We start from the raw sequence: 21,143 nt of genomic DNA, 5'->3' as shown, positions 1-21,143 counted from the left end.
TGATTAATCAGGCTTTCTGCTCCTCTGAGCAGAAAGCAGTGTTCTCACGAACACTTTTGAAATGTTTATACACAAAGAACAAACTCTTTTGATATAATCTTTTAAGTTTGTTCCCGTATATAAAGTGTGTCAAAAAACTTTCAAAAAGACTATTTCTTCTTTTTATGCCTGTTTTTTCTCAGTCTTTTTTTCCGTTTATGAACAGCCATTTTATGCCTTTTTCTTTTTTTTCCGCTTGGCATCTTCTTTAGTTTTTAAAATTTACGTAATCCTGTTATTTATTTGTGTTATCCTTTACTTGAGCAACAAACGTTTTTGCCGGTTTAAAAGCAGGTATATTGTGTGCAGGGATAATGATGGTCGTATTTTTAGAAATATTGCGAGCAGTTTTTTCGGCTCTTTTTTTCACGATAAAGCTACCGAAACCTCTCAGATAAACGTTCTCTTTATTTGCTAACGAATCCTTTACAACCTCCATAAAAGATTCTACTGTTGCCAAAACAGATGCCTTATCCACACCCGTATTCTTCGCAATTTCGTTTACAATGTCTGCCTTAGTCATTTTATTTTTTTTTAATGTTAGTGATAATATAGTTAATTCTTAAAATTTTGGACTGCAAATATATAGCTTTTTTTTCATCCCAAAAAATAAATACGATTTAATTTTATTTTTTTCACGCATTTTCTTGAATGCACGTGTTTTTAACGTAGTTTTGCACCATATTCTATAAGCACAATGCGTAAAAAAGAGAGCGACAAGCTGATCAGCAATATTTTACAAGAGTGGTACGAATGTCATCGACGAATTCTGCCCTGGAGAGATTCAAAAGACCCGTACGTCGTGTGGGTTTCAGAAGTTATTTTGCAACAAACCCGAGTAAGTCAGGGATATGACTACTTCCTGCGGTTTATGGAAAAATTCCCGGACATAAAATCGCTAGCCCGGGCGCAGGAAGATGACGTATTGAAAGCGTGGCAGGGATTGGGGTACTACTCACGGGCAAGAAACCTGCACGCAGCAGCCCGGCAGGTTATGGAAAAGTTTGACGGAGTTTTTCCCTCATCACACAACGACATCCTTTTGCTCAAGGGTGTTGGAGAATATACGGCCGCAGCTGTTGCATCCATCGTTTTTGGGCTACCCTACCCCGTTGTTGACGGAAATGTTTACCGGGTGTTATCGCGGCTGTTTGCCATTGAAGAACCTATAGATTCCACAAGCGGGAAGAAACTCTTTACCGAAACGGCTACATCCATTCTAGACCAACAAGATCCGGGTAATCACAATCAGGCCATTATGGAACTGGGCGCACTGATTTGCACCCCCAGGCTTCCCAAATGTCAGGACTGTCCTTTACAGAGTGTTTGCCTGGCTTTCGAAAGAAAAAACATGTCCGATTTTCCCGTCAAAAAAGGAAAAACAATCCCCAAAATACGCTATTTTAATTATTTTCATATCGAACAAAACGGATATACGTATATTCAGAAAAGGGAGCATCCAGATATCTGGAAAAATCTATACGAGTTCCCGCTTATCGAGACAGAGAAACAAAGCGATTTGTTTATGCTACAGGACCACCCTGGATTATCTACTCTTTTCCAAGCTGCTGACGAAATTTTTCTTCAACACAAACTCCGGCTCAGGCACGTGTTGTCGCATCAGATTATCCTTGCTGATTTTTATCGGGTTGAATTCAGCAAACAAGAAATGAGCGGTTTGGAGAAGAAATTTATCAAAATACCAGCTACATCCATATCCGAATATCCTGTATCGCGGCTTATCCATAAGTATCTCGAAACAATTTACCGGTAAAACTTGCTGAATCCAAAATAATCACTAATTTTGTTTTGAATTGATTTACTTAAACCAAATTTTTTTTAAGCTATGTCGGTAAATAAAGTTATTTTAGTAGGAAATGTAGGGAAAGACCCGGAGATCAAGTATTTTGACAATGACAACGTTAAAGCGAATTTCCCTTTGGCAACCAGCGAGAGAGGATACACGGCAGCAAACGGGACGCAGGTTCCCGAACGTACGGAATGGCACAATATTGTTTGTTGGAGAGGATTGGCACAGATTGTAGAAAAATTTGTGAAAAAAGGCACACAATTGTATATCGAGGGAAAGATCCGTTCACGTTCGTATGACGATCAAAACGGTGTAAAAAGATATATTACCGAAATCTATGCCGATAACGTAGAAATGCTTAACCGCAGAGCCGGAGCGGGAGAAGGTGCAGGTTTTCAGAACGATAAACACGACACTTCTTACAACGATCCGGTAGATTTGAACGATAATTCTGAAGCAGATGATTTGCCGTTTTAAAAAAACATCGTAATTTTGCAGAGAATGTTTTAATCCCTTTTTCCGGATTGGAACATTCTCTTTTGTTTCACTAAATTTTCCCCCATTGGATCCTGATCCTCTTTCGCTTATATATCCTGAAGTACAAGCAGCCGCGCTGTCGGCAGCTGATTATTTGTTGATTGTACTTACCCTGACACTAACATTCATCAATTCGATTATTTCCGGTGCTGAAATTGCATTCTTCTCCCTCAATCAGGAAGAGACCGAAGGAATTAATACCGATGCAGATCCGGCATCCGTACGTGTTTCTCACTTGCTCCAGAACCCGGAAAGACTACTGAGCGCTATTGTTATTTCATACAATGCCCTAAACATAACGATCGTCACGTTGCTTTTCTACCTGCTGAACCTTATCCCCTACTTTTCGGGCAGCAACAATAAAATTATTCTCGAGTTCCTGTTTATCATCGCTTTCATACTCCTTTTTGTGGAAATTATTCCAAAAACATATGCTTCTCAACGATCGCTGGCTTTCGCCCGTAGCCATTCCCGGTTTATTCAAATCCTGAATAAATTGATGAATCCTTTTTCTTCGTTCCTGGTAAGAACAAGCCATATCTTTAGCAAAAGCGTTATTCGGAAAAGATACGAAATATCAATGGACGATCTATCCAAGGCACTTGAAATTACATCGGGTGAAATCACGCAGGAGCAGGAAAAAGATATGCTCGAGGGCATTATCCGTTTCAAGGACAAAACGGTGGAGGATATCCTGGTATCACGAAGCGATATGGTGGCTATCGATATCAACACCTCATTTAGGGATGTCATCCATTTTATTGTAGAAGCCGGGTTTTCGCGAATTCCCGTTTTCGAAGAGAACCCTGATAATATCAGGGGCATTTTATATGTTAAGGATCTGTTGCCACATCTTATTAAGACAGAAAATTTCCGCTGGCAATCCCTAATCCGTCCAGCCTATTTTGTGCCCGGCACAAAACGGATTGACGATCTGCTGGAAGAGTTTCGTGCCAACAAAAACCACATGGCGATTGTGGTGGACGAGTATGGAGGCACCACCGGGATTGTCACCATGGAAGACATTCTGGAAGAGATCGTTGGAGACATCAGTGATGAGTACGACGAAGAAGCAAAACCTTTCTATACCATTGCCCAGGACGGATCTTATATTTTTGAAGGGAAGACCTCCCTTGAAGATTTCATCGAAGTTACCGGTGTTCCGGAAAAAGATTTCGAAAAACTGCTGGAAGATGCCGACACCATTGCAGGATTGATGTTGGAGCTAAAAGGGGATTTCCCTAAACGTAAGGAGCTGGTGGAATACAAGAAATACGGATTTCAGGCTGAAGAGATGAGTAAACGCCGGATAATGAAAGTCCGGTTTATTCCTCCGAAAGGAGACAGCGACTAAAACAATGTTGCTTCGCAAGGAACATATCGACGGGGACGGTCTTATCGGCATAGGAAAAATAACCGACAATCACCAGGCTTTACTTCTTTCGTTGCCTCAATCGCAGCAGAGAGCTGCGGAGGAGTATGTTTCAAAAATGCGTTCGGAAAGGAGAGTTATTGAATGGCTTACCACCCGGGTTTTATTGTTTGAGCTTTTGGGTGAAGAAAAAATGATCGACAACCGTCCTGACGGGAGGCCATTCTTAATCGATGGATCCTACAAGATAAGCATTTCCCACACGAAAGACTATGCGGCTGTTTTGCTGCATAAGCAACATTCCGTTGGGATTGATGTGGAAACCATTTCGGGACGGGTGAGCAAACTGGCGGATAAATTTATTTCAGAAAACGAGTATATCGATCACTCGCAACAGGTAATCCATCAACTCCTGCACTGGTCGGCGAAAGAAACCATGTTTAAGATGATGGAGGAGAGTGAAATAGACTTCAAGGAACACCTTCATATTCACCCTTTTAATCCCGAGAGAAAGGGCGTTTTTCAAGCCAACGAATCCAAAACACCCCAGCAAAAAACGTTTCAAATTCACTACGAGGTACTGCCGGATGCGGTATTAACCTGGGCGGTGGACAGATAAAGCGATTTCATCGTCATTCAAAGACAATCTACCCCTATCCACTAAAAAACGGATTACCTTTATCACTTTCTCGGCAGGAAAACCCGGAATTGACTGCAGCAAGTTGTCTAACCGCTGCGGAGAAGTTGCTTCTAAAGACTCGGCAAGCAGTGTTTCAATCTTGTTGAACTCATAATTGGTCAATCCGGTTTCCGTTTTTCGCAAACAGACATCGCAGCTGCCACAATCTTTCGGATTTTTTTCGTCAAAATAAATCAGCAACATCCTGCTGCGGCAAATCCGTTCGTTTTCAGCATAATCAGCCATTGAAGCAATCCTTTTTTCGAACCGCTTCTTACGTTCTTCGTAAACTGATTTGGGAATGGCAACAAACTGCGTATCCTCACGCGAAGAGGTATAAACAATAAAAGGTGTTTTCTTGTGCGGCACGTAATAAATGTAGCGGAGTCTGGCCAGGTGAATAAGTGCCTGATAAACTTCTTCACGCGTTCTTCCCAACCGGATGGCCAGCATAGCTTCGTCGATATATACATCATCCGAAAAAACACCGGTATAGTTTCTGAGAATGGTATGAACCAGTTCATCATTGTCTTTCGATAAGTTCAACGAATAAAGCTCATCCCGGAAAGCCAAAAACCTCAAGCGGGAACGTGAATCCACCTCTTCGGTATACTCAATGTACCCGGCCAGCTCAAGAATTTTTAACGCGTGATGCGTCTGGAGGTGGGAGAATTTAAAAACGTGGCAAAATTCATGTAAGTTAAAATCATAAACGTTACTGCCCCCCGAACCGACGGCAACCTGGAAGTAATTGCCCAGCGCTTCGTAAACCCTTATGATGAATTCCTTCCGGGGGAAGGAGTCGGAAACCCGTTTCTTAAGCTTGACACTATCCGCTTTCGTATATAAAACAATGGCGTATGAACGTTCACCGTCGCGTCCGGCTCGTCCGGCCTCCTGATAATACTCTTCCAGTGAATTGGGCAAGTCCATGTGGATAACCAACCTCACATCGGGCTTATCGATACCCATTCCAAAGGCATTGGTTGAAACAATAACGCGGCATTCACCCGTTTTCCAGGCATTTTGCTTATACACTTTTTCTTCATGCGATAAGCCCGCATGAAAAAAATCGGCCGAAATTTTTGTCTTTTGTAAAGCCACCGCAATCTCTTTTGTTTCCCGCCGGCTGCGCACATAAACAATGCCAGAACCCTTTACCGATTTTAAGATATGTATAAGTTCGGCCATTTTGTTTTCGGCCGTGCGAACCACATACGAAAGGTTATCCCGCTCAAAGCCTGTCCGGAATACATTCTTTTTCCCGAAATGCAACTTTTCCTGGATATCGTCGGCTACTTCGCATGTAGCCGTTGCCGTAAGCGCCAGTACGGGCACATTCACCAGGCGATCGCGGACATCTGCAATATTCAGGTACGAAGGGCGAAAATCATACCCCCATTGCGAGATACAATGGGACTCATCCACCACAAGCAGGCAAATGTTCATGGCACGGAGTTTTGTCAGAAAAATATCGGAAGAGAGCCTTTCGGGGGAGACATACAAGAATTTATAATCGCCGAAGATGCAATTCTCAAGAGCGGTAATAATCTCATCGCGAGACATTCCCGAATAAACGGCCGTGGCTTTAATGCCTTTCTCACGTAGGTTGTCTACCTGATCCTTCATTAACGCAATTAGCGGCGTTACAACCAAACACAATCCGTCCATGGCCAGCGCGGGAACCTGGAAGGTGAGTGACTTTCCACCTCCTGTAGGCATCAGCCCGAGCGTATCTTTTCGTTCCCAAACCGACTGAATAATCTCTTCCTGAAGCGGGCGAAACGAATCGTAACCCCAGTATTCTTTCAGGATACCGTGAAACAATGCCGACTCCATTATTCAATTGTTATTCAAACTCCAAACCTATCCCTTAATATCCCTTACCAATAACTGAGTATACGTACTTCCACCGTGACGGTTCTCTTCGATGGTGTAACAAACATCCACGGGCTGCTTTTCCTTGATTTTCTTGAAATGTTCATCGGAACTGAATGCGATGGCTTGTACGGGTTCGGAAACGGTTCTATCCACAAGCTCAAGCTTGATATGATGAAATCCCCGACCCACCAGCTTGCTGCCTCCGGCATCCAAAACTCCCCGGGTAACAAAGACAGGGTTCTCGTTTTCCGGCCCAAAAGGGTTGAACAACGCTAATTCCTGAACAAATCTGGGCGTAATGGCATTCAGGGAGATTTCCGCATCCACCGTTATTTGAGGTTGCATCATTTTACTTTCGATTTCTTCAAAGGAAATCTCGTCAAACCTGCGCTTGAACTCCGATAGGTTCTCTTCCTTGAGGGTCAGACCGGCGGCGTATGTGTGCCCTCCGAAATTTTCCAGGATATCTTTACAGGCCTCGATGGCTTTGTAAACGTCAAAATTGTTGACAGACCGCGCCGATCCGGATATCATTCCACCCGATTTGGTAAGAACGATTGCCGGACGATAATATTTCTCCGTCAACCTCGAAGCAACAATGCCAATGATGCCTTTGTGCCATGTTTCGTTGTACAAAACGATGCTCTTATGTTCAGCAATATTAAAACGGTTATCCACAAAATCAACGGCCTCGTCGGTAATCCGTTTGTCCAACTCGCGGCGATCTTCGTTGTATTTATCGATGTTGACTGCTTTCTCTCTGGCCTGCGACATATCACCGGCCAGCATCAGATCAACAGCCTCCTTGCCGTTCATCATCCTCCCCGAAGCATTGATCCTCGGACCGATTTTAAAGGCAATGTCATTAACTGTAATGGGCTTTTTACTTAATCCGCAAATCTCAATAATTCCCCGTAATCCAAAACTGGGATTGGCATTCAACCGTTTCAACCCAAAATGCATCATCACCCGGTTCTCTCCCGTAATGGGCACGATATCGGCAGCAATACTTATCGCCACCAAATCGAGCAACGGCTCGATATCTGAAAATGCCAAGCCGTTACGTATGGAAAAAGCGTGAATCAGCTTGAATCCGACTCCGCAGCCGGAAAGCTCGTTGTAAGGATAGATGGAGTCTGCCCGTTTGGCGTCTACGACTGCCACAGCATCTGGCAGTTCCTCATCGGGCATGTGGTGGTCACAAATAATAAAATCGATTCCGTGCTCTTTAGCGTAAGCTACTTTTTTTATTGCCTTTATGCCGCAATCGAGGGAGATAATAAGTTTAACGTCTGTCTCAACGGCATAATCGATTCCCTGAATCGAAATGCCATACCCTTCGTCGTACCTGTCCGGTATATAATAATCAATGTTATTGGTTATCTTCCGTAAAAACTTATAAACCAACGAAACGGCGGTAGTGCCGTCTACATCATAATCTCCGTATATAAGAATTCGTTCTTTGTTCCCGATTGCCTGTTCTATACGTCTTATTGCCTCCTCCATATCGGGCAGCAAGAATGGGTCGTGCAAATCGCTGAGGCTCGGATACAAAAATTTTTGGGCTTCTTCCACGCTTGAAATGCCTCGTTTCAGCAACAATTCTGTCAGTACGGGATCAATTTGTATTTCTTTCGTCAGTTCATTTTTTTTATTTTTTTGGTCGGTTGTCAGGGTAAGATAATTCCATTTGTAGGTCATTTATATAGTTTTTTTCTTTCTCTCGGAAACCGGACATTGTCCGGTGAAAGGCAACCATCCATTCACACTTGAAGCTTTGTTGCCGTGCGAAATTGTATCTATTTATAGTTATCGCAAAATATTAATTTGTAAAGTTAGAAAAAAACTTTTGAAATATCGATATAATTTGACCGGAATAAAAAAAACAGCTTTTTCTCCTTACCGGATTCCGTGCATCAGTTTTTGCAGTGTTTTGGATAAGACAAACAACACTACCGACGCCAAGACCGACATAACCACAAAAATCATGAAAAAATCGAACAACGTAGTAACCTCAAAACCAAGGAATATTTTAGTCTTTCCTACTTCGGGATAGAGAGAACTTAACGTTCCGGCGAATTTGTTGGCTGTAGCCATCGACAAATACCATACGCCCATCAGCAACGAGGCAAAGCGTACAGGGGACAATTTATTAACCATCGACAACCCGATGGGAGAGAGGGTTAGCTCGCCCATGGTATGGATAAAATACAAACCGGTAAGCCAGAGCATGCTCACTTTCGCATCCGGTGCCACATTTTTCACACCGATAGCAATGAGCAAGTACCCCAGCGAAAGTAAAAACAACCCGATAGCCTGCTTGGTCGGGGAAGCCGGTTCCCTGTTTTTTTGACCCAACTTAATCCAGAGCGCGGAAAAAAACGGAGCCAGCAGCACGACAAATACCGCGTTGAACGATTGAAACCAGCTCGCAGGCATTGTCCATCCGAAAACATGGCGGTTGGTTTGTTCTTCGGCGAAGTAGGTTAAAGAGATTCCCGCTTGTTCAAAAGCGGCCCAAAAGAAAATAACGAAAAATGCAATGATGTAAATTACCAGGATCCGTTGCCGTTCAATTTTTGTCAGTGTGGGATCAGAAATGACAAAGCCGGGAACAACGATACAAGCCGAATAGATAACGGCACCGATGATGTCTCCGTCGAACCCTTTCAGGAAAAGGAAAAACAAAAGGACACCGCCAACTGCCCACAGGGATAACTGCCAAACATTCAGTTTTTTACCCAGATCAACACCCAACTCTCCTGCACTTTCACGCCCGGCCTTTTGGGCAGGAACTATTCCGATGGCCTCACCGTTGGGGCCTACCAGGTAACGGCTGTTTCTGGCAACATAGAACACCAGGCTTAACACCATAGTTATTGCAGCTGCGAGGAAACCCCACCTGAAGTCGGCCGGATTCCCGGTGTCACCCAGGTATCCGCACAGCAGAGGAGCCATAAAAGCACCCATATTCACTCCCATATAGAAAATGGTGTAGGCTGAATCGAGCCTTTTGTCTCCGGGTTCATAGAGCCTGCCGACAATTGACGATAAGTTGGGCTTAAAAAAACCATTGCCGAAAATAAGGCCGCCCAATCCGCCGTACATCAGCCATTTGGCCAGTTCGGTGTTTTCGAAATGGAGAGCACTGAAAAACATCAGGAACTGCCCCATCACCATCAGAAGCGCCCCCCAGAATATGGAGCGGCGCATGCCCAGATACCTGTCAGCAACGTAGCCTCCAATAAGCGGGGTCAGGTAAACCAGCCCGGTATAGTTTCCGTAAATGGCGGACGCAAACTCTTTATCGAGCATCAGCGCATTGATAAGGTACAGGGTGAAAATAGCACGCATTCCGTAGTAACTGAAGCGTTCCGACATTCCGGTAATAAAAATAAAGTACAGCCCTTTGGGGTGAGAGGAGTGTGCAGCAGACATAACGTTCTTTTCTTTGAGACCTCAAAATTATAACTTTTAGCCGAAACGTAACGCCCAACTACTATCTATTTCGTAACTTTGCATCCGAAAAAGAACAAAATAATGGAAATTGCAGCATTGGTGTCGGGAGGCGTGGATAGTTCTGTTGTGGTTCATCAGTTGAAAGAGATGGGCTACGATCCCACCATTTTCTATATCAAGATCGGCATGGAGGATGAACAGGGCTATATCGATTGCCCCTCGGAAGAGGATATCGAGATCGTGACCTTTATCGCCAAAAAGTACGGCTGTCGCTTCGAAATTGTTTCGTTGCACGAAGAGTACTGGAACAGCGTGGTTCAATACACCATCGATTCGGTGAAGCGGGGATTGACTCCCAATCCGGATATGATGTGCAACAAACTGATCAAGTTCGGAACCTTCGAACAAAAATGGGGACATCATTTCGATAAGATTGCCACGGGACATTACGCTACAACCACCGAATCAGAAGGCCTGACGTGGCTTTCCACCGCTAAAGATCACGTAAAAGACCAGACCTATTTTTTAGGGCAGGTGAGTTACGTGCAAGTTGCAAAACTGATGTTTCCTATCGGGAACCTGTTAAAATCGGAAGTCAGGAAAATTGCTGCGGACAATAAACTCCCCTCGGCTCAACGAAAAGACAGCCAGGGGATCTGCTTCCTCGGCAAAGTCAATTACAACCACTTTATCGAACGCTACCTCGGCAAAAAGGAGGGCCTGATCGTAGAGTTGGAAACGGGAAACATTATCGGCAGGCATCAGGGATTCTGGTTTCACACCATCGGCCAGCGAAAAGGCCTCGGCTTAAGCGGCGGACCCTGGTTTGTAATAAAAAAAGACGTGAACCGCAACATCGTTTACGTATCAAAAGGATACAACACCAGGCATCAGTATGGCAATGTGGTTAATCTTCAGGGATTTTCGTTTATAACCAAAGATATCTGGGGCGACTTCGACGGTGAAAAAGAAGTTACGTTTAAAATCCGTCATACTCCGGAATTTACCCGGGGGCGCATTTCTAAAACCGGCGATCTGTACAGCATTTCCTCCGGCTTGCCTATCCAGGGTATCGCCGCAGGCCAGTTCGGAGTGGTGTATGACACGGAAAGTCACTTGTGCCTGGGAAGCGGGATGATAATTTAATGGAATTGATAGAAAACATCCAGTTTGTAAACATTATCGAATTTCTTGGGACCTTCGCCTTTGCCATCAGCGGGGTGCGGATGGCATCGACCAAGAATTTCGATCTGTTCGGCGCATTCACCATCGGGTTTGTCACAGCTATCGGAGGCGGAACGCTCCGCGATTTATTCATTGGCGTAACCCCTTTCTGGATGCTGAACCCGGTCTATCTTTGGGCAACGCTGCTGGCCCTTCTGTTTGTCCTGTTGTTCAAAAACAAGGTGGTCAGGCTTCAATACACTTTCTTTCTTTTCGACAGTATTGGCTTGGGGCTGTTTGTGGTAGTGGGGGCCGAGAAAACGCTGGCAATGGGTTTTGCTCCGTGGGTGGCAGTTATTATGGGCACGATTACCGGTTCTTTCGGCGGGATGCTTCGCGACATCCTGATCACCCAGATCCCGCTTATCTTCAGAAAAGAGATTTATGCCCTGGCATGTGTTGCGGGGGCCATTTTCTTCACAATGGGATACGCACTCGATCTGAACATAGTGGTCAACGAGGTGGCAACGGCATCCATTGTAATACTCACCCGGATATTGGCTGTAAAATTCCAATGGCATCTGCCGATCTTAAAAGGAGAAAAAAACAAATTATAAATGGGGTACGACATGAAAAGACTCATCGGTTTATCCATCCTGCTTTTGGCCCTGTTCCCGTCGAAATCATTCGCACAGTACGAAGGGACTGTGGGGCTGGGAGTCCACGCAGGCTATAGCAACAAGGCAAAAAATGTTGGAGCAGGCATACACCTGCATTATTATCACACCAATCAACTGCGGTTTGCTCCTTCTTTCAGCTGTTATTTACCGTCAAAAGGGAACAGTATGTGGGAAGCCGATGCCGACGCGCACTACATAGTTCCCTTGTCGTGGTTGTTTTCTTTTTATCCGGTGGCAGGATTGAATTATTCAAACCGGAAGTTCGACGCATCAAAAACAAACGACACGGGGTTGCAGGACTGGACGAAACACCGTATTGGCGCTAACCTGGGACTGGGCATTCAGTATGACTTCGGATACAAGACGAGGATCAGTGTCGAATACAAATACCGGTTTATCAAAGACTTTTCGCAATCGTCTTTCACGGCCGGAATCGGGTTTTGGATATAACTGGCTAGCCTAATAGCCTAAAAAATCTGCGAGAAAAATGAAAGATTTTATAACAAGTGAGATAAAAAACGAAAACGCTGTTCTAGTAGGGCTTATCACGCCCGAACAAAGCGAGGAGAAAGTAAACGAGTACCTGGACGAGCTGGCTTTCCTGGCCGAAACAGCCGGGCTTGTTCCCGGCAAACGTTACGTTCAGCGATTGGATATGCCTAACGCGGTCACTTTCGTTGGTACGGGGAAACTGCAGGAAATATCGGAGTATGTGTTGGATGAAGACAACCAAGTGGGCGTGGTTATTTTCGACGATGAACTATCGGCAAAACAGATCCGGAACATTGAAAAAGAACTGAAAATCAGGATACTCGACCGGACAAGCCTTATCCTCGATATCTTTGCCATGCGTGCACAGACGTCGCATGCGAAAGCACAGGTAGAACTGGCACAATACCAATACTTGCTTCCCCGTTTAACAAGAATGTGGACCCATCTGGAGCGTCAGCGAGGAGGAGGAGGTGTCATTATGCGCGGTCCCGGAGAAACTCAGCTGGAAACTGACCGGCGAATTATTCTCGATCGCATTGCACGCCTTAAAAACGAACTCAAAGACATAGATAAACAGAAGACCGTCCAGCGAAAAAACAGGGGAAAACTCGTGCGCGCAGCTCTTGTTGGCTATACCAATGTAGGCAAATCCACGCTGATGAACCTGCTGAGCAAATCGGAAGTATTTGCCGAAAACAAACTGTTTGCCACGCTCGACACTACTGTACGGAAAGTCACCATCGAAAACCTTCCTCTCCTGTTGACGGATACGGTAGGATTTATCCGTAAATTGCCCACAAACCTCATTGAGTCGTTTAAATCTACCCTCGATGAAGTGCGCGAAGCAGATATTCTCGTCCACGTCGTGGATATTTCACACCCTGCGTTTGAAGAACAGATCGACGTGGTAGAAAAAACACTTTATGAAATTGATAAAACCAAGAAGCCAACGATTTTGGTTTTCAACAAAATAGACGCTTTCTCGCACGTTGAAAAAGAGGAAGACGACCTAACGCCCAAAACCCGGCAAAACACATCGCTCGAAGAACTGAAACAGTCGTGGATGAGCAAACTCAACGAGAACGCCATTTTTATTTCAGCAAAAGAAAAAACTAACATCGAAGAGCTTAAGTCACTCATCTACGAAAGAGCCAGGGAAATTCACATACAACGATTCCCATACAACGATTTCTTGTACCAGACTTATGATGAAGAAACGGAGATTTAAACTGCAATATATCCATATCAAACGCCGGGACGGCTACCCTTACTTCAATGCATAATTGAACCTTATCCCTGCTATAATGTACCGAGGGAAGAATTTATCGCCCAGACACTGGGTATCGAGCTGTATATGGAAGCGGGAATCCGAGGCGTGGAAGTAGGAGCTTTACTAGCCGACCGCGATCCGACAACCCGCAAAAACCGTTACCCGGCCCTGGAACTTCTCCGGTTGGCCATACCCCGCCGGACGTATACCAACAACCATATGGATGTAGTAGCAGTAGCACTCAAAAACGTATACGACCGGCGGGACAAAATTACAAAAGGTTATTCCATTACGTACGAAGAACCCATCATGCGCCATTTTACAGTTGAGCTGGAGCGGTCAGAATGAAAACAGCGAAGAGGTTACTTTCTTCGAATAATACATGATCACGGCCAGGATGGCAAACAATCCCAGGCTGCCGACGAGCAGGGCATAGCTCTCCATTTGTATAAGAATGAATATAAAGAGGTAAAGGAAAGCAAGCAATGTGCCTACCAAAAAACCGTTCTTACGGCTTTTCAGGATGCTTCCCATGTGGAACATGATCAAAAGGGTGGTCATGACCGCCGCCGCAAGGTACGCGAGATTAAACCCAAGCAATTCGGACATGGAAAGCAACAGGGTATAAAACAGCACTAAAGCCAACCCGACAAGTATATATTGGAACGGGTTTACCGGCTTCTTTTGCAACAGCTCTATAAAGAAAACCACCACAAAGGTGAGCAAGACGATGAGGATGCCGTATTTGACACTGCGCATGTTTTGCTGGTATTGGTCGACCGCCTGAATAAACCGCACCCCGAATCGTGACGATGCCATTTGATTAATGGCATTGCTGTCGTCGGAACGTATAGCCTGTCCGAAACTACGGTTAAGATCAAGCACCCTCCATTCTGCCGAAAAGCCCGCCTTATCTATATCCCGAGTTTGGGGAAGGAATTCACCGTCGAAACTGGGTGTTGCCCAATCCGACCGTATGGCGGCAGTGGTAGTTTTCCCCGTAGGAACGATGTATAGCCCATGCGAACCGTTCAATTTTAACGAAACGGTAAAAGGGAACGTTTCCTGTAAGGCGGAATCGGGATTGAGGGAATCCATTTTCGCGTTCAATCCCACACGGAACAACTCGTATGTGATGTTGGCATTTTTACCCGCTTCTCCCCTGCCGGTTTCCAGGTTTTCAACAGGAATTCCGGGGTCGAAGGTTGTGGTCTGCCCATTGCTCTGTAACGAAACATTGTCTTTTATGCCTTTCAGGTCGGAAAGTCCGATAATAATCCGCACATCGTCCCATTTAACCTGTGAAAGTTGTACATTCTGCCGGGTGATTACCGACCCATCAAACTGTCCCGACAAAACAATATCGGAGCCATAAACCGATGCGTCGTAAATGCCTCTTTTCCTTTTTTCTACCCGTGTGGAGATTTTTACATCCAATGTTTCGGGCAACACCAGCAAGTTTCTATTTACCGTGATTTCCTTTTTGTCCTCAACCCTGATTTCCTCATAGGGAACCACAAGGCAGGGCCCGGTAACGGTCTGTTCCCCTCCCCATTTCGATGTAATCTCCTGCACTGCTCCCTGCCGGGTGTTCTGCCGCTCGCGGATCAGCGACTGGATCATGGCCAGCGGAATAAGCAACATCACTGTAAGTATTGCCACGGAAAAGGCCTTGATGGTTGTAGAATACCGCTCGATAAGGTTTCGTTTTTCTGTTTCCATATTTTTTTACTTGTTAGATAAAGCTTTTTTAATCGGTTGCCTGTTTAATAAATGCTTCCAATGCTTGCAGATGCTCCTTGAAGGCTTGTTCGCCTTCACAGGTCCTGGAATATGTTGTCCGGGGTTTCCGTTCGATAAATTCCTTTTTCACTTCAATGTACCCCAATCCTTCAAGCGTTTTGAGGTGGCTTGCCAGATTGCCATCGGTGAGGCCCAACATTTCCTTGAACGTATTGAAATCCACCTCATTATTCACCATCAGCATCGACATTATGCCCAGGCGTACCTTGCTTTCGAAAGCCTTGTTAATATCTTCGAGAAATTCCTTCACGATAACCTTTCTTTTCTTTCGATGCTTACGTAGAAATAAATTCCGTAAAGGATGTGCAAGACTCCGAAACCGGCCGACCAGAACAGCAGGCCTTTTCCGGGAAAGAATGCACACAGCAGGCCTAAAACTATCTCTGCGCAGCCCAACCCGAAAACACTTCCGTAGGTGTATTTGGCGGCATTGATCAACGAAACACCGTAGAACAGCAACATGACTGGTGCAACAATCCCGACGTATCCATTGAGAAGCAGGGCCAGGCAAAAAATACCTCCGGTAGTAAGCGGCAGGAAAAAGTTGAAAAATGTCCGGTAAGCCGGTTTGTTAAAAAAAGACTGCTGCCTCTTTTTTGCTTTCCGTACCGAGAAAAAAAGGATCGTCCCCAATGCCAGGACAAACACAAGCAGTGCCGTAATAATAAGTTGTGGCGCAACAGCAAGCCACGGCGGAGCGGAATAACCGTCCGGCACGGAGTTAACCGAAGTCAGTACACTCCGGGCAATCCATGACCCCGCCAACGCGTACAAACCGATAAGGATGGCGGAAGTGCCGCTGAAAGAGATAAACCTCGACGACTTCTCCATCATCGCCCTGATCTCTTTTACAGTTTCTATTGCTTCAATATTTTTCATAATAAAAAGTACTTTGAACTACAAAGTAAAGGATAAAAAATTAAAGCCGGCACAAAATACACCGACTTTAACTTATTTTAATTGTTTTTGTAGCGGCTGACCAACTCGATTGAAACCGGTCCCATAAGCCCATACTCCTTTAGCGGGGCTTTGGCTTCGGGCCCCGCAATGGTCCATGTTCTCCTGCTTTCTTCAGGCAACCCGGCATCGTACACCAACCGGTTGAACCAGGTACTGGTTACCTCCACCTGCAAATTATTCTCTCCTTCCTGCAGATACCGGGTAACATCCAGCACGTACGGTGAGGTCCAGCAAGTACCAACTTCCTGGCCGTTTATCCTTATTCTGGCGATAACCTCCACCCGGCCCAAATTCAAGAGGTACGCCGTTGTTCCAGACTTACGGTCTAACGTAAAGGTGGTCTCATAGGTAGCCGTCCCGGAGAAAGATTTCCCTTCTTCCGATACCGGGAAATCTTTCCAGGCAATCAGTTTTTGGGTAACCACCGGTGAGTTTTCCACTCCCCACCCTCCGGGAAAATAAACTTGCCAGGATGCCTGGCTTAAGTCCAACTTTTCCGTTGGTTGCGGCTGTCTAAGCGGCTTATTCGATTTTCTATTTTTAAAAACGAGAAAACAGGAGCTTCCGGCCGGAATATCCAGTTCAACCTCCGTGTAATTATCCTTTACGTTGGAATTTACCGCAACGATTTCCCCGGATAACGGATCCCAAAGTTCCGCATTTCCCCGGATACGAAAAGAAGCCAAGCCCCGGTACCCCTTTTCAGGAGAGGTTGAGAGGAAATAGATGCCGGACTCACCAGTTTGGCGGTGCAGCCAGCGCAGGTCGGGGGAATGGGCAAGAATGTCCGGCGGGATATTTTCCGCTGTCAGAACGGTAGCTATATCTGATGTATTGTAAACTTTCCCTTTCCCCAGGGTAAGCATGTTTTTCGAGCCGTCTCCCCACAGTTTTCCGACGGCTTTGTCGAACCTCAGTTTTGTTTCATCCCCACCGCTTAAGGTAGCTATACCCGACGGGGCATCTCCGGCAAGAATCACCCCCGCTTCCACGAACGAAGCGATCTTTTCTAACGTTTCCGGCAGCATCCTCCTGCAATCGTACAACCACAACACTCGGTACTGGATTCCTTCAGGAGTGACCAGCTTGCCATTCTTAACCGACAAGCGGTTCAACAAAATATCGGGATTGCAATAATCGTAGGAATATCCTTCGGGGAAAGGAAGTAACTGGGGCGGCTTATGATTTTGTTCGTCTCCCAGATACATCAATACGTCCGATACCGGGTTTCCCGTTTCCAGCATGTAATTACACCTCGCCAGGTAATCCGTGAACAGGGGCATGTGCTGCCACCAGGTCTGTAAGCGCAGGAACGGCGTACCGATCTTTGTTCCGAACGATGTGCCGGGAGGCAGGAAATCCGTACGCGGGTTATGAGTATAAGTATGGAAAACCAGATGGGTCACCCCTTTGGCAAAATGGTCATCGGCAATGTCTTTTAAGAAACGGGGATGTTCATCCCAAGTAAGGTTGAAAGAGGTGAACGCTTCTGCCGCCACCCTCTTTTTTCCGTAACCCCGCGCGGCAGAGACGGCCGGTCTGACCGGCTTGAATTCAATGCTCCCCACAAACGAATCCGAGCGTGGCTGCCAGAATTCACACATGGGAACATCGGCATGTTTGTAGTATTCCAGAATATCTCCGGGAAAAACATCACCCGATGCCGTCTCAAAAGAGACCGTCAATCCGTTTTCATCGGCCAGCTTTTTTATCTCCCCAAAAAAGTTTTCCACCAGCAGATCGTTGAGGGTCACGCGCCAGTCACGAAGAAACCGCGCTGTATTCTCCGGATTATCCACCACATACCCGAACAAGGCAGGCAACCTGGAGCGAAGGGCGTAACTCCATTGATTATCAAATATTTTATCGAGATCGGTCGTCCAGGTCTGCGTCTTGCATTCCCAACTATCCAGCAGGACGCCTTGCAGCAATCCGTCTTTCAGCGCTCCATCTCCTTTAATCAAACGCCCGACGTACCCATCAAAGTTCGCTCTTATACCGCTAGGGTGGAGTTTGGTTGCCTCCCAGCCCGTTGCTTCGGGAGGGGCCGGTCCGTTTTTCTGGCCCGTATTGACATGTCCTATACGAAGAACGGTCCAGTTCCCCGCAGGAACAGTCCAGTTAAGTTTTCCTGAAGAATCCATATGATTGGATATGTCCACAATCGTGGAGGGATCAACCCAGGAGCGGGGATCCTGTTGTGGATATTCCTCCCTGACAATCCTTCTCAACGTCCACGCGGCTTCTGACTCCCAGTTCTGCTGACGGGCAGCAGAATAAAAATGGATGTACGGCAAAGTCATTTCATGCAGGTTGGAAATCTCAATCCGGTAAGAATCGGAAGGTGTCTCTGCACAGGCAATCGATAGGGGTTGGTCGTCCTGCCAGTTTGCAGCCGGCATGTCAATAAATGCCACCCGGCGCCTTTCACCGGGCAAGTTGGCGTAAACGGCTACCTTTACTCCCGGTGAATAAACCCGGGCATGCGAATAGGAATTTATGGGAGGAAATTCAACCGTTCGCAAGGTAGTTATTTCCGGAAACGTGATATCCACGACAGTAGGTTCATCCACCGAAGGAGGGATCGTGAGGGTCTTCCGGTCTACCAGGCAATCGCGCCAAGACAAGCCGAAGCGATTGCTTGTGATTCTGGAAGGGATCAACCGTGCGCCAGTATCACCTTCGGGTGTTGGGAACGCGATCACAAACAAATCCCGGTAATCGCGCCACTCTTCCTCTATGTTCCCGGGCTTTGCCAGGGTTATCTCCGACGCGACACCTCCGGCCAGGTCTGTCCGCGAATATACCAGGTGCCGCATGGAATTCTCCGGTTCAATCCACGGCCCACCGGCATACGACCAGCCGGGACAATTTTGCATGGTAAACCGCAGATTCAACCTTTTGCACTCTTCAGCCGTCCATTGTACAAGTTCGTCCCAATCTTCACTTAAGGTCTGAATCTGAGGCGAAACACCGGGCCATTCTCCTCCGAACTGGCCATGGAACAACTGAATGCCAGAGATCCCCGCTTTAGCTATAGCTTCCAGGTCGGCGGTTATTCCCGGTTTGGAAACGTTTCCACCGATAAAATGATACCACGTTTCGGGGTAATACTCCCTGTCTGGCGTTTTAAACGCCTCTTCACTTAACAGACCATTCTCCGATTCTTTTTTTTCCTGTGGATTCAAACAAGAAAAGAAAAAGAATAGGGACATGCTGTAAAGAAAGAAAAAGAAAAATCGTTCTTTTCGGCGCGACAGATATGCTTTCATTATTCGTTGATTTAATAGTTTCTGCAAAAATATCACATAATCATTACATAAAGATACTTCTTATTCTAAAATGACAAGAAAAACCTTATTCAATAACCTGAGTTTTGAATTAACGTCCCTCCACTTTTGTCAATTTCTGTGCGAGGTATAGGCAACCGGTGGTGTTGTTCATAATATGCTACCGGCGCAACCACTTTTACAGTATAACTCTTCTCTCCGTTCGCGGCTTTCTTAATCTGCATCCCCAGGATTTGTTTTATGGATACCTCTTCAAGGATTTTCCATCTTCTGACATCGAAGAACCGATGTCCTTCAAAAGCCAGTTCAATTCTTCTCTCATGACGTATCTTATCTCTTAAATCGGGCCCTGAAGAGTCAACAGGAGGCATACCTGCCCTTGCCCGAATCCGGTTGATATATTTTCTTGCGGCATCTTCATCTCCCAATTCAAATTTAGCTTCGGCATAATTCAAAAGAATTTCCCCATAGCGAAAATATATCCAAGGATTGGTGCTTAGATCATCGGTTCTTAAATTTACCGATTTAGAAGGATTGATAAATTTATAAAGGTAATATCCTGTCATGGTAGCATTCCACGGCACCACGCTACTTAGGGGAGAATCGATTCCACCGTCAAAAGTTTCGATCTCATGATTCTGAAAAATGCATCCGTCATAAAGTATGGAAGCATAAAATCTCGGATCTCTGTTCAGGTAAGGATTGTTTGGGTCGTATCCTGAAGCGGGATTCACGATGATGTTGTTCGAAGCATCAAGGCTGTACGGGAATTCACCGTTCACCATTTCATAATCCATCACAAGATTTTCAGTAGGATGATTATGACCGCCCCCGTATAGACTATTCGTACCGGACACTCCATTTATATTGTGATTGAGAGACTTGGTGAAATATCTTGCAAATATTATTTCATCATTATCCTCTAAAAACAGATTCTTATAATCGGGGTATAGTGTGTACTTTTTATCTAAGAGAACTTGTGCCGCTTGTGCCGCTTTTTCCCATTTAGCACGGTCATTGGATGGATTATTTAGTGGGCTTGCAGCATACAGAAGAACACGGGATTTCAGCGCTAAAGCAGCATCGGGTGTCACCCTCCCCTTTTTAATCTCACTATTGCCCAACAACAAAGCGGCTTCGTCCAATTCTTTTACGATAAAATCCACCACTTTATCGTAACTATCCCTCGCCACTGTCGTGTAATCATCGTCAAGCGCGAATACGTGTGTGACCAACGGCACATCCCCGTATCTCCACAATAATTCCGAATATAAATATGCCCGTATAAATTTCATTTCACCTTTCAGTCGATCCCTGATTTCCTCCTCAAAATCGGAAGACTCAATCTCTTCAAAAAATTCATTGATATCCCTTATCCTTGCATAAGCATACCCCCATTTATTGACATAAGGTGTAGTTGTTGTCCCCAATGTTGAAATATTGTCCGAAGTCAATTCTCCTCGCTGAACAGTCCATGCTCCTCCGTTATTGTGTACATCGTGCAATTCATCCGTTAGAGAACCCCATAAAGCCTCACTAAATCCGTGCTGAAGGCTGTTATACATACCGTTCACGTAAGACTCCACCAGCGCCTCGTTGGCCCATATCCCCGTTATCCTGTCTTTAGGCTCGATGTCGAGGATATCATGGCAACCTGTAAAAACCACCAAGGTAATCAGTATACTCAGATATTTTATTTTTTTCATT

General features: G+C 45.5%; 17 protein-coding genes and 1 pseudogene. 9 read left to right on the top strand and 9 right to left on the bottom strand.

The annotated features are described in order from the left end of the window. Window positions 1-274: 274 nt before the first annotated feature. A complete protein-coding gene (locus tag KCV26_06540) occupies window positions 275-562 on the bottom strand; it encodes an integration host factor subunit beta (GenBank protein WZX38026.1) in 288 nt (95 codons plus the stop codon). A 174-nt stretch (window positions 563-736) separates the two neighbouring features. Between KCV26_06540 and mutY the strand changes: the two genes are divergently transcribed. The 4 genes from mutY to KCV26_06520 all read left to right on the top strand — a co-directional run bounded on the left by mutY (window position 737) and on the right by KCV26_06520 (window position 4,377). Then, a complete protein-coding gene (gene mutY, locus KCV26_06535) occupies window positions 737-1,813 on the top strand; it encodes an A/G-specific adenine glycosylase (protein WZX38025.1) in 1,077 nt (358 codons plus the stop codon). 72 nt (window positions 1,814-1,885) lie between these two features. Next, window positions 1,886-2,326, top strand: coding sequence for a single-stranded DNA-binding protein (ssb, locus tag KCV26_06530; protein WZX38024.1), 441 nt, complete (start codon window positions 1,886-1,888; stop codon window positions 2,324-2,326). A gap of 85 nt (window positions 2,327-2,411) precedes the next feature. Further along, on the top strand, window positions 2,412-3,740 hold the full coding sequence (gene gldE, locus KCV26_06525; GenBank protein WZX38023.1) for a gliding motility-associated protein GldE: 1,329 nt from the start codon (window positions 2,412-2,414) through the stop codon (window positions 3,738-3,740). Between the two features lie 4 nt (window positions 3,741-3,744). Continuing rightward, window positions 3,745-4,377, top strand: a complete 633-nt coding sequence (locus KCV26_06520) for a 4'-phosphopantetheinyl transferase superfamily protein (GenBank protein ID WZX38022.1) — start codon at window positions 3,745-3,747, stop codon at window positions 4,375-4,377. Here KCV26_06520 and KCV26_06515 read toward each other — a convergent pair. The 3 genes from KCV26_06515 to KCV26_06505 all read right to left on the bottom strand — a co-directional run bounded on the left by KCV26_06515 (window position 4,354) and on the right by KCV26_06505 (window position 9,756). After that, entirely contained in the window at window positions 4,354-6,276 is a 1,923-nt protein-coding gene (locus KCV26_06515; GenBank protein WZX38021.1) for a RecQ family ATP-dependent DNA helicase, read from the bottom strand. The two genes, KCV26_06520 and KCV26_06515, sit on opposite strands and share 24 nt — an antisense overlap. Before the next feature lie 27 nt (window positions 6,277-6,303). Then, the gene (recJ, locus tag KCV26_06510; protein WZX38020.1) at window positions 6,304-8,019 is read right to left on the bottom strand and encodes a single-stranded-DNA-specific exonuclease RecJ; all 1,716 of its coding nucleotides are present in this window, start codon (window positions 8,017-8,019) and stop codon (window positions 6,304-6,306) included. A 198-nt stretch (window positions 8,020-8,217) separates the two neighbouring features. Next, entirely contained in the window at window positions 8,218-9,756 is a 1,539-nt protein-coding gene (locus KCV26_06505) for a peptide MFS transporter (GenBank protein WZX38019.1), read from the bottom strand. A gap of 102 nt (window positions 9,757-9,858) precedes the next feature. Here KCV26_06505 and mnmA point away from each other — a divergent pair, with 102 nt between their 5' ends. The 5 genes and pseudogenes from mnmA (at window position 9,859) to KCV26_06480 (ending at window position 13,731) form a co-directional block, all read left to right on the top strand. Then, window positions 9,859-10,923 (top strand): tRNA 2-thiouridine(34) synthase MnmA, encoded by a 1,065-nt coding sequence (gene mnmA, locus KCV26_06500; protein WZX38018.1) that lies wholly within the window; start codon window positions 9,859-9,861, stop codon window positions 10,921-10,923. After that, complete coding sequence (locus KCV26_06495) at window positions 10,923-11,558, top strand: trimeric intracellular cation channel family protein (GenBank protein ID WZX38017.1); 636 nt, start codon at window positions 10,923-10,925, stop codon at window positions 11,556-11,558. Before mnmA ends, KCV26_06495 begins: the two co-directional genes overlap by 1 nt. A gap of 12 nt (window positions 11,559-11,570) precedes the next feature. Beyond that, window positions 11,571-12,071 (top strand): outer membrane beta-barrel protein, encoded by a 501-nt coding sequence (locus KCV26_06490; protein WZX38016.1) that lies wholly within the window; start codon window positions 11,571-11,573, stop codon window positions 12,069-12,071. Window positions 12,072-12,108: 37 nt separating this feature from the next. Further along, window positions 12,109-13,341, top strand: coding sequence for a GTPase HflX (gene hflX / locus KCV26_06485; protein ID WZX38015.1), 1,233 nt, complete (start codon window positions 12,109-12,111; stop codon window positions 13,339-13,341). Window positions 13,342-13,416: 75 nt separating this feature from the next. Beyond that, window positions 13,417-13,731 (top strand): annotated as a pseudogene (locus KCV26_06480) (tyrosine phenol-lyase). On the opposite strand, the gene creD reads toward KCV26_06480, so the two are convergent. The 5 genes from creD to KCV26_06455 form a co-directional block, all read right to left on the bottom strand. After that, window positions 13,723-15,105: a cell envelope integrity protein CreD gene (gene creD, locus KCV26_06475; GenBank protein ID WZX38014.1), complete on the bottom strand. Its 1,383-nt coding sequence runs from the start codon at window positions 15,103-15,105 to the stop codon at window positions 13,723-13,725. The pseudogene KCV26_06480 and the gene creD overlap by 9 nt on opposite strands. A gap of 28 nt (window positions 15,106-15,133) precedes the next feature. After that, entirely contained in the window at window positions 15,134-15,436 is a 303-nt protein-coding gene (locus tag KCV26_06470) for a transcriptional regulator (GenBank protein ID WZX38013.1), read from the bottom strand. Continuing rightward, window positions 15,433-16,065 carry a hypothetical protein gene (locus KCV26_06465; GenBank protein WZX38012.1) on the bottom strand — a complete coding sequence of 211 codons (633 nt, stop codon included), beginning with the start codon at window positions 16,063-16,065 and terminating at the stop codon, window positions 15,433-15,435. Before KCV26_06465 ends, KCV26_06470 begins: the two co-directional genes overlap by 4 nt. Window positions 16,066-16,142: 77 nt before the next feature. Beyond that, on the bottom strand, window positions 16,143-19,418 hold the full coding sequence (locus tag KCV26_06460; GenBank protein WZX38011.1) for a hypothetical protein: 3,276 nt from the start codon (window positions 19,416-19,418) through the stop codon (window positions 16,143-16,145). Between the two features lie 89 nt (window positions 19,419-19,507). Further along, window positions 19,508-21,142: a RagB/SusD family nutrient uptake outer membrane protein gene (locus KCV26_06455; protein ID WZX38010.1), complete on the bottom strand. Its 1,635-nt coding sequence runs from the start codon at window positions 21,140-21,142 to the stop codon at window positions 19,508-19,510. Window position 21,143: the final 1 nt, after the last annotated feature.

Origin of the sequence: Petrimonas sulfuriphila, from assembly GCA_038561985.1 — a bacterium.
Classification (GTDB): domain Bacteria; phylum Bacteroidota; class Bacteroidia; order Bacteroidales; family Dysgonomonadaceae; genus Petrimonas; species Petrimonas sulfuriphila.
This window is presented reverse-complemented; position numbering and strand designations above follow the sequence as displayed.

Excerpts from the sequence above, each read along its gene's own strand:
- KCV26_06540 (WZX38026.1), bottom strand. The coding sequence starts at position 562 with ATGACTAAGGCAGACATTGTAAACGAAATTGCGAAGAATACGGGTGTG.
- mutY (WZX38025.1), top strand. The coding sequence starts at position 737 with ATGCGTAAAAAAGAGAGCGACAAGCTGATCAGCAATATTTTACAAGAG.
- ssb (WZX38024.1), top strand. The coding sequence starts at position 1,886 with ATGTCGGTAAATAAAGTTATTTTAGTAGGAAATGTAGGGAAAGACCCG.
- KCV26_06520 (WZX38022.1), top strand. The coding sequence starts at position 3,745 with ATGTTGCTTCGCAAGGAACATATCGACGGGGACGGTCTTATCGGCATA.
- KCV26_06515 (WZX38021.1), bottom strand. The coding sequence starts at position 6,276 with ATGGAGTCGGCATTGTTTCACGGTATCCTGAAAGAATACTGGGGTTAC.
- recJ (WZX38020.1), bottom strand. The coding sequence starts at position 8,019 with ATGACCTACAAATGGAATTATCTTACCCTGACAACCGACCAAAAAAAT.
- KCV26_06505 (WZX38019.1), bottom strand. The coding sequence starts at position 9,756 with ATGTCTGCTGCACACTCCTCTCACCCCAAAGGGCTGTACTTTATTTTT.
- mnmA (WZX38018.1), top strand. The coding sequence starts at position 9,859 with ATGGAAATTGCAGCATTGGTGTCGGGAGGCGTGGATAGTTCTGTTGTG.
- KCV26_06495 (WZX38017.1), top strand. The coding sequence starts at position 10,923 with ATGGAATTGATAGAAAACATCCAGTTTGTAAACATTATCGAATTTCTT.
- KCV26_06490 (WZX38016.1), top strand. The coding sequence starts at position 11,571 with ATGAAAAGACTCATCGGTTTATCCATCCTGCTTTTGGCCCTGTTCCCG.
- hflX (WZX38015.1), top strand. The coding sequence starts at position 12,109 with ATGAAAGATTTTATAACAAGTGAGATAAAAAACGAAAACGCTGTTCTA.
- creD (WZX38014.1), bottom strand. The coding sequence starts at position 15,105 with ATGGAAACAGAAAAACGAAACCTTATCGAGCGGTATTCTACAACCATC.
- KCV26_06465 (WZX38012.1), bottom strand. The coding sequence starts at position 16,065 with ATGAAAAATATTGAAGCAATAGAAACTGTAAAAGAGATCAGGGCGATG.
- KCV26_06460 (WZX38011.1), bottom strand. The coding sequence starts at position 19,418 with ATGAAAGCATATCTGTCGCGCCGAAAAGAACGATTTTTCTTTTTCTTT.
- KCV26_06455 (WZX38010.1), bottom strand. The coding sequence starts at position 21,142 with ATGAAAAAAATAAAATATCTGAGTATACTGATTACCTTGGTGGTTTTT.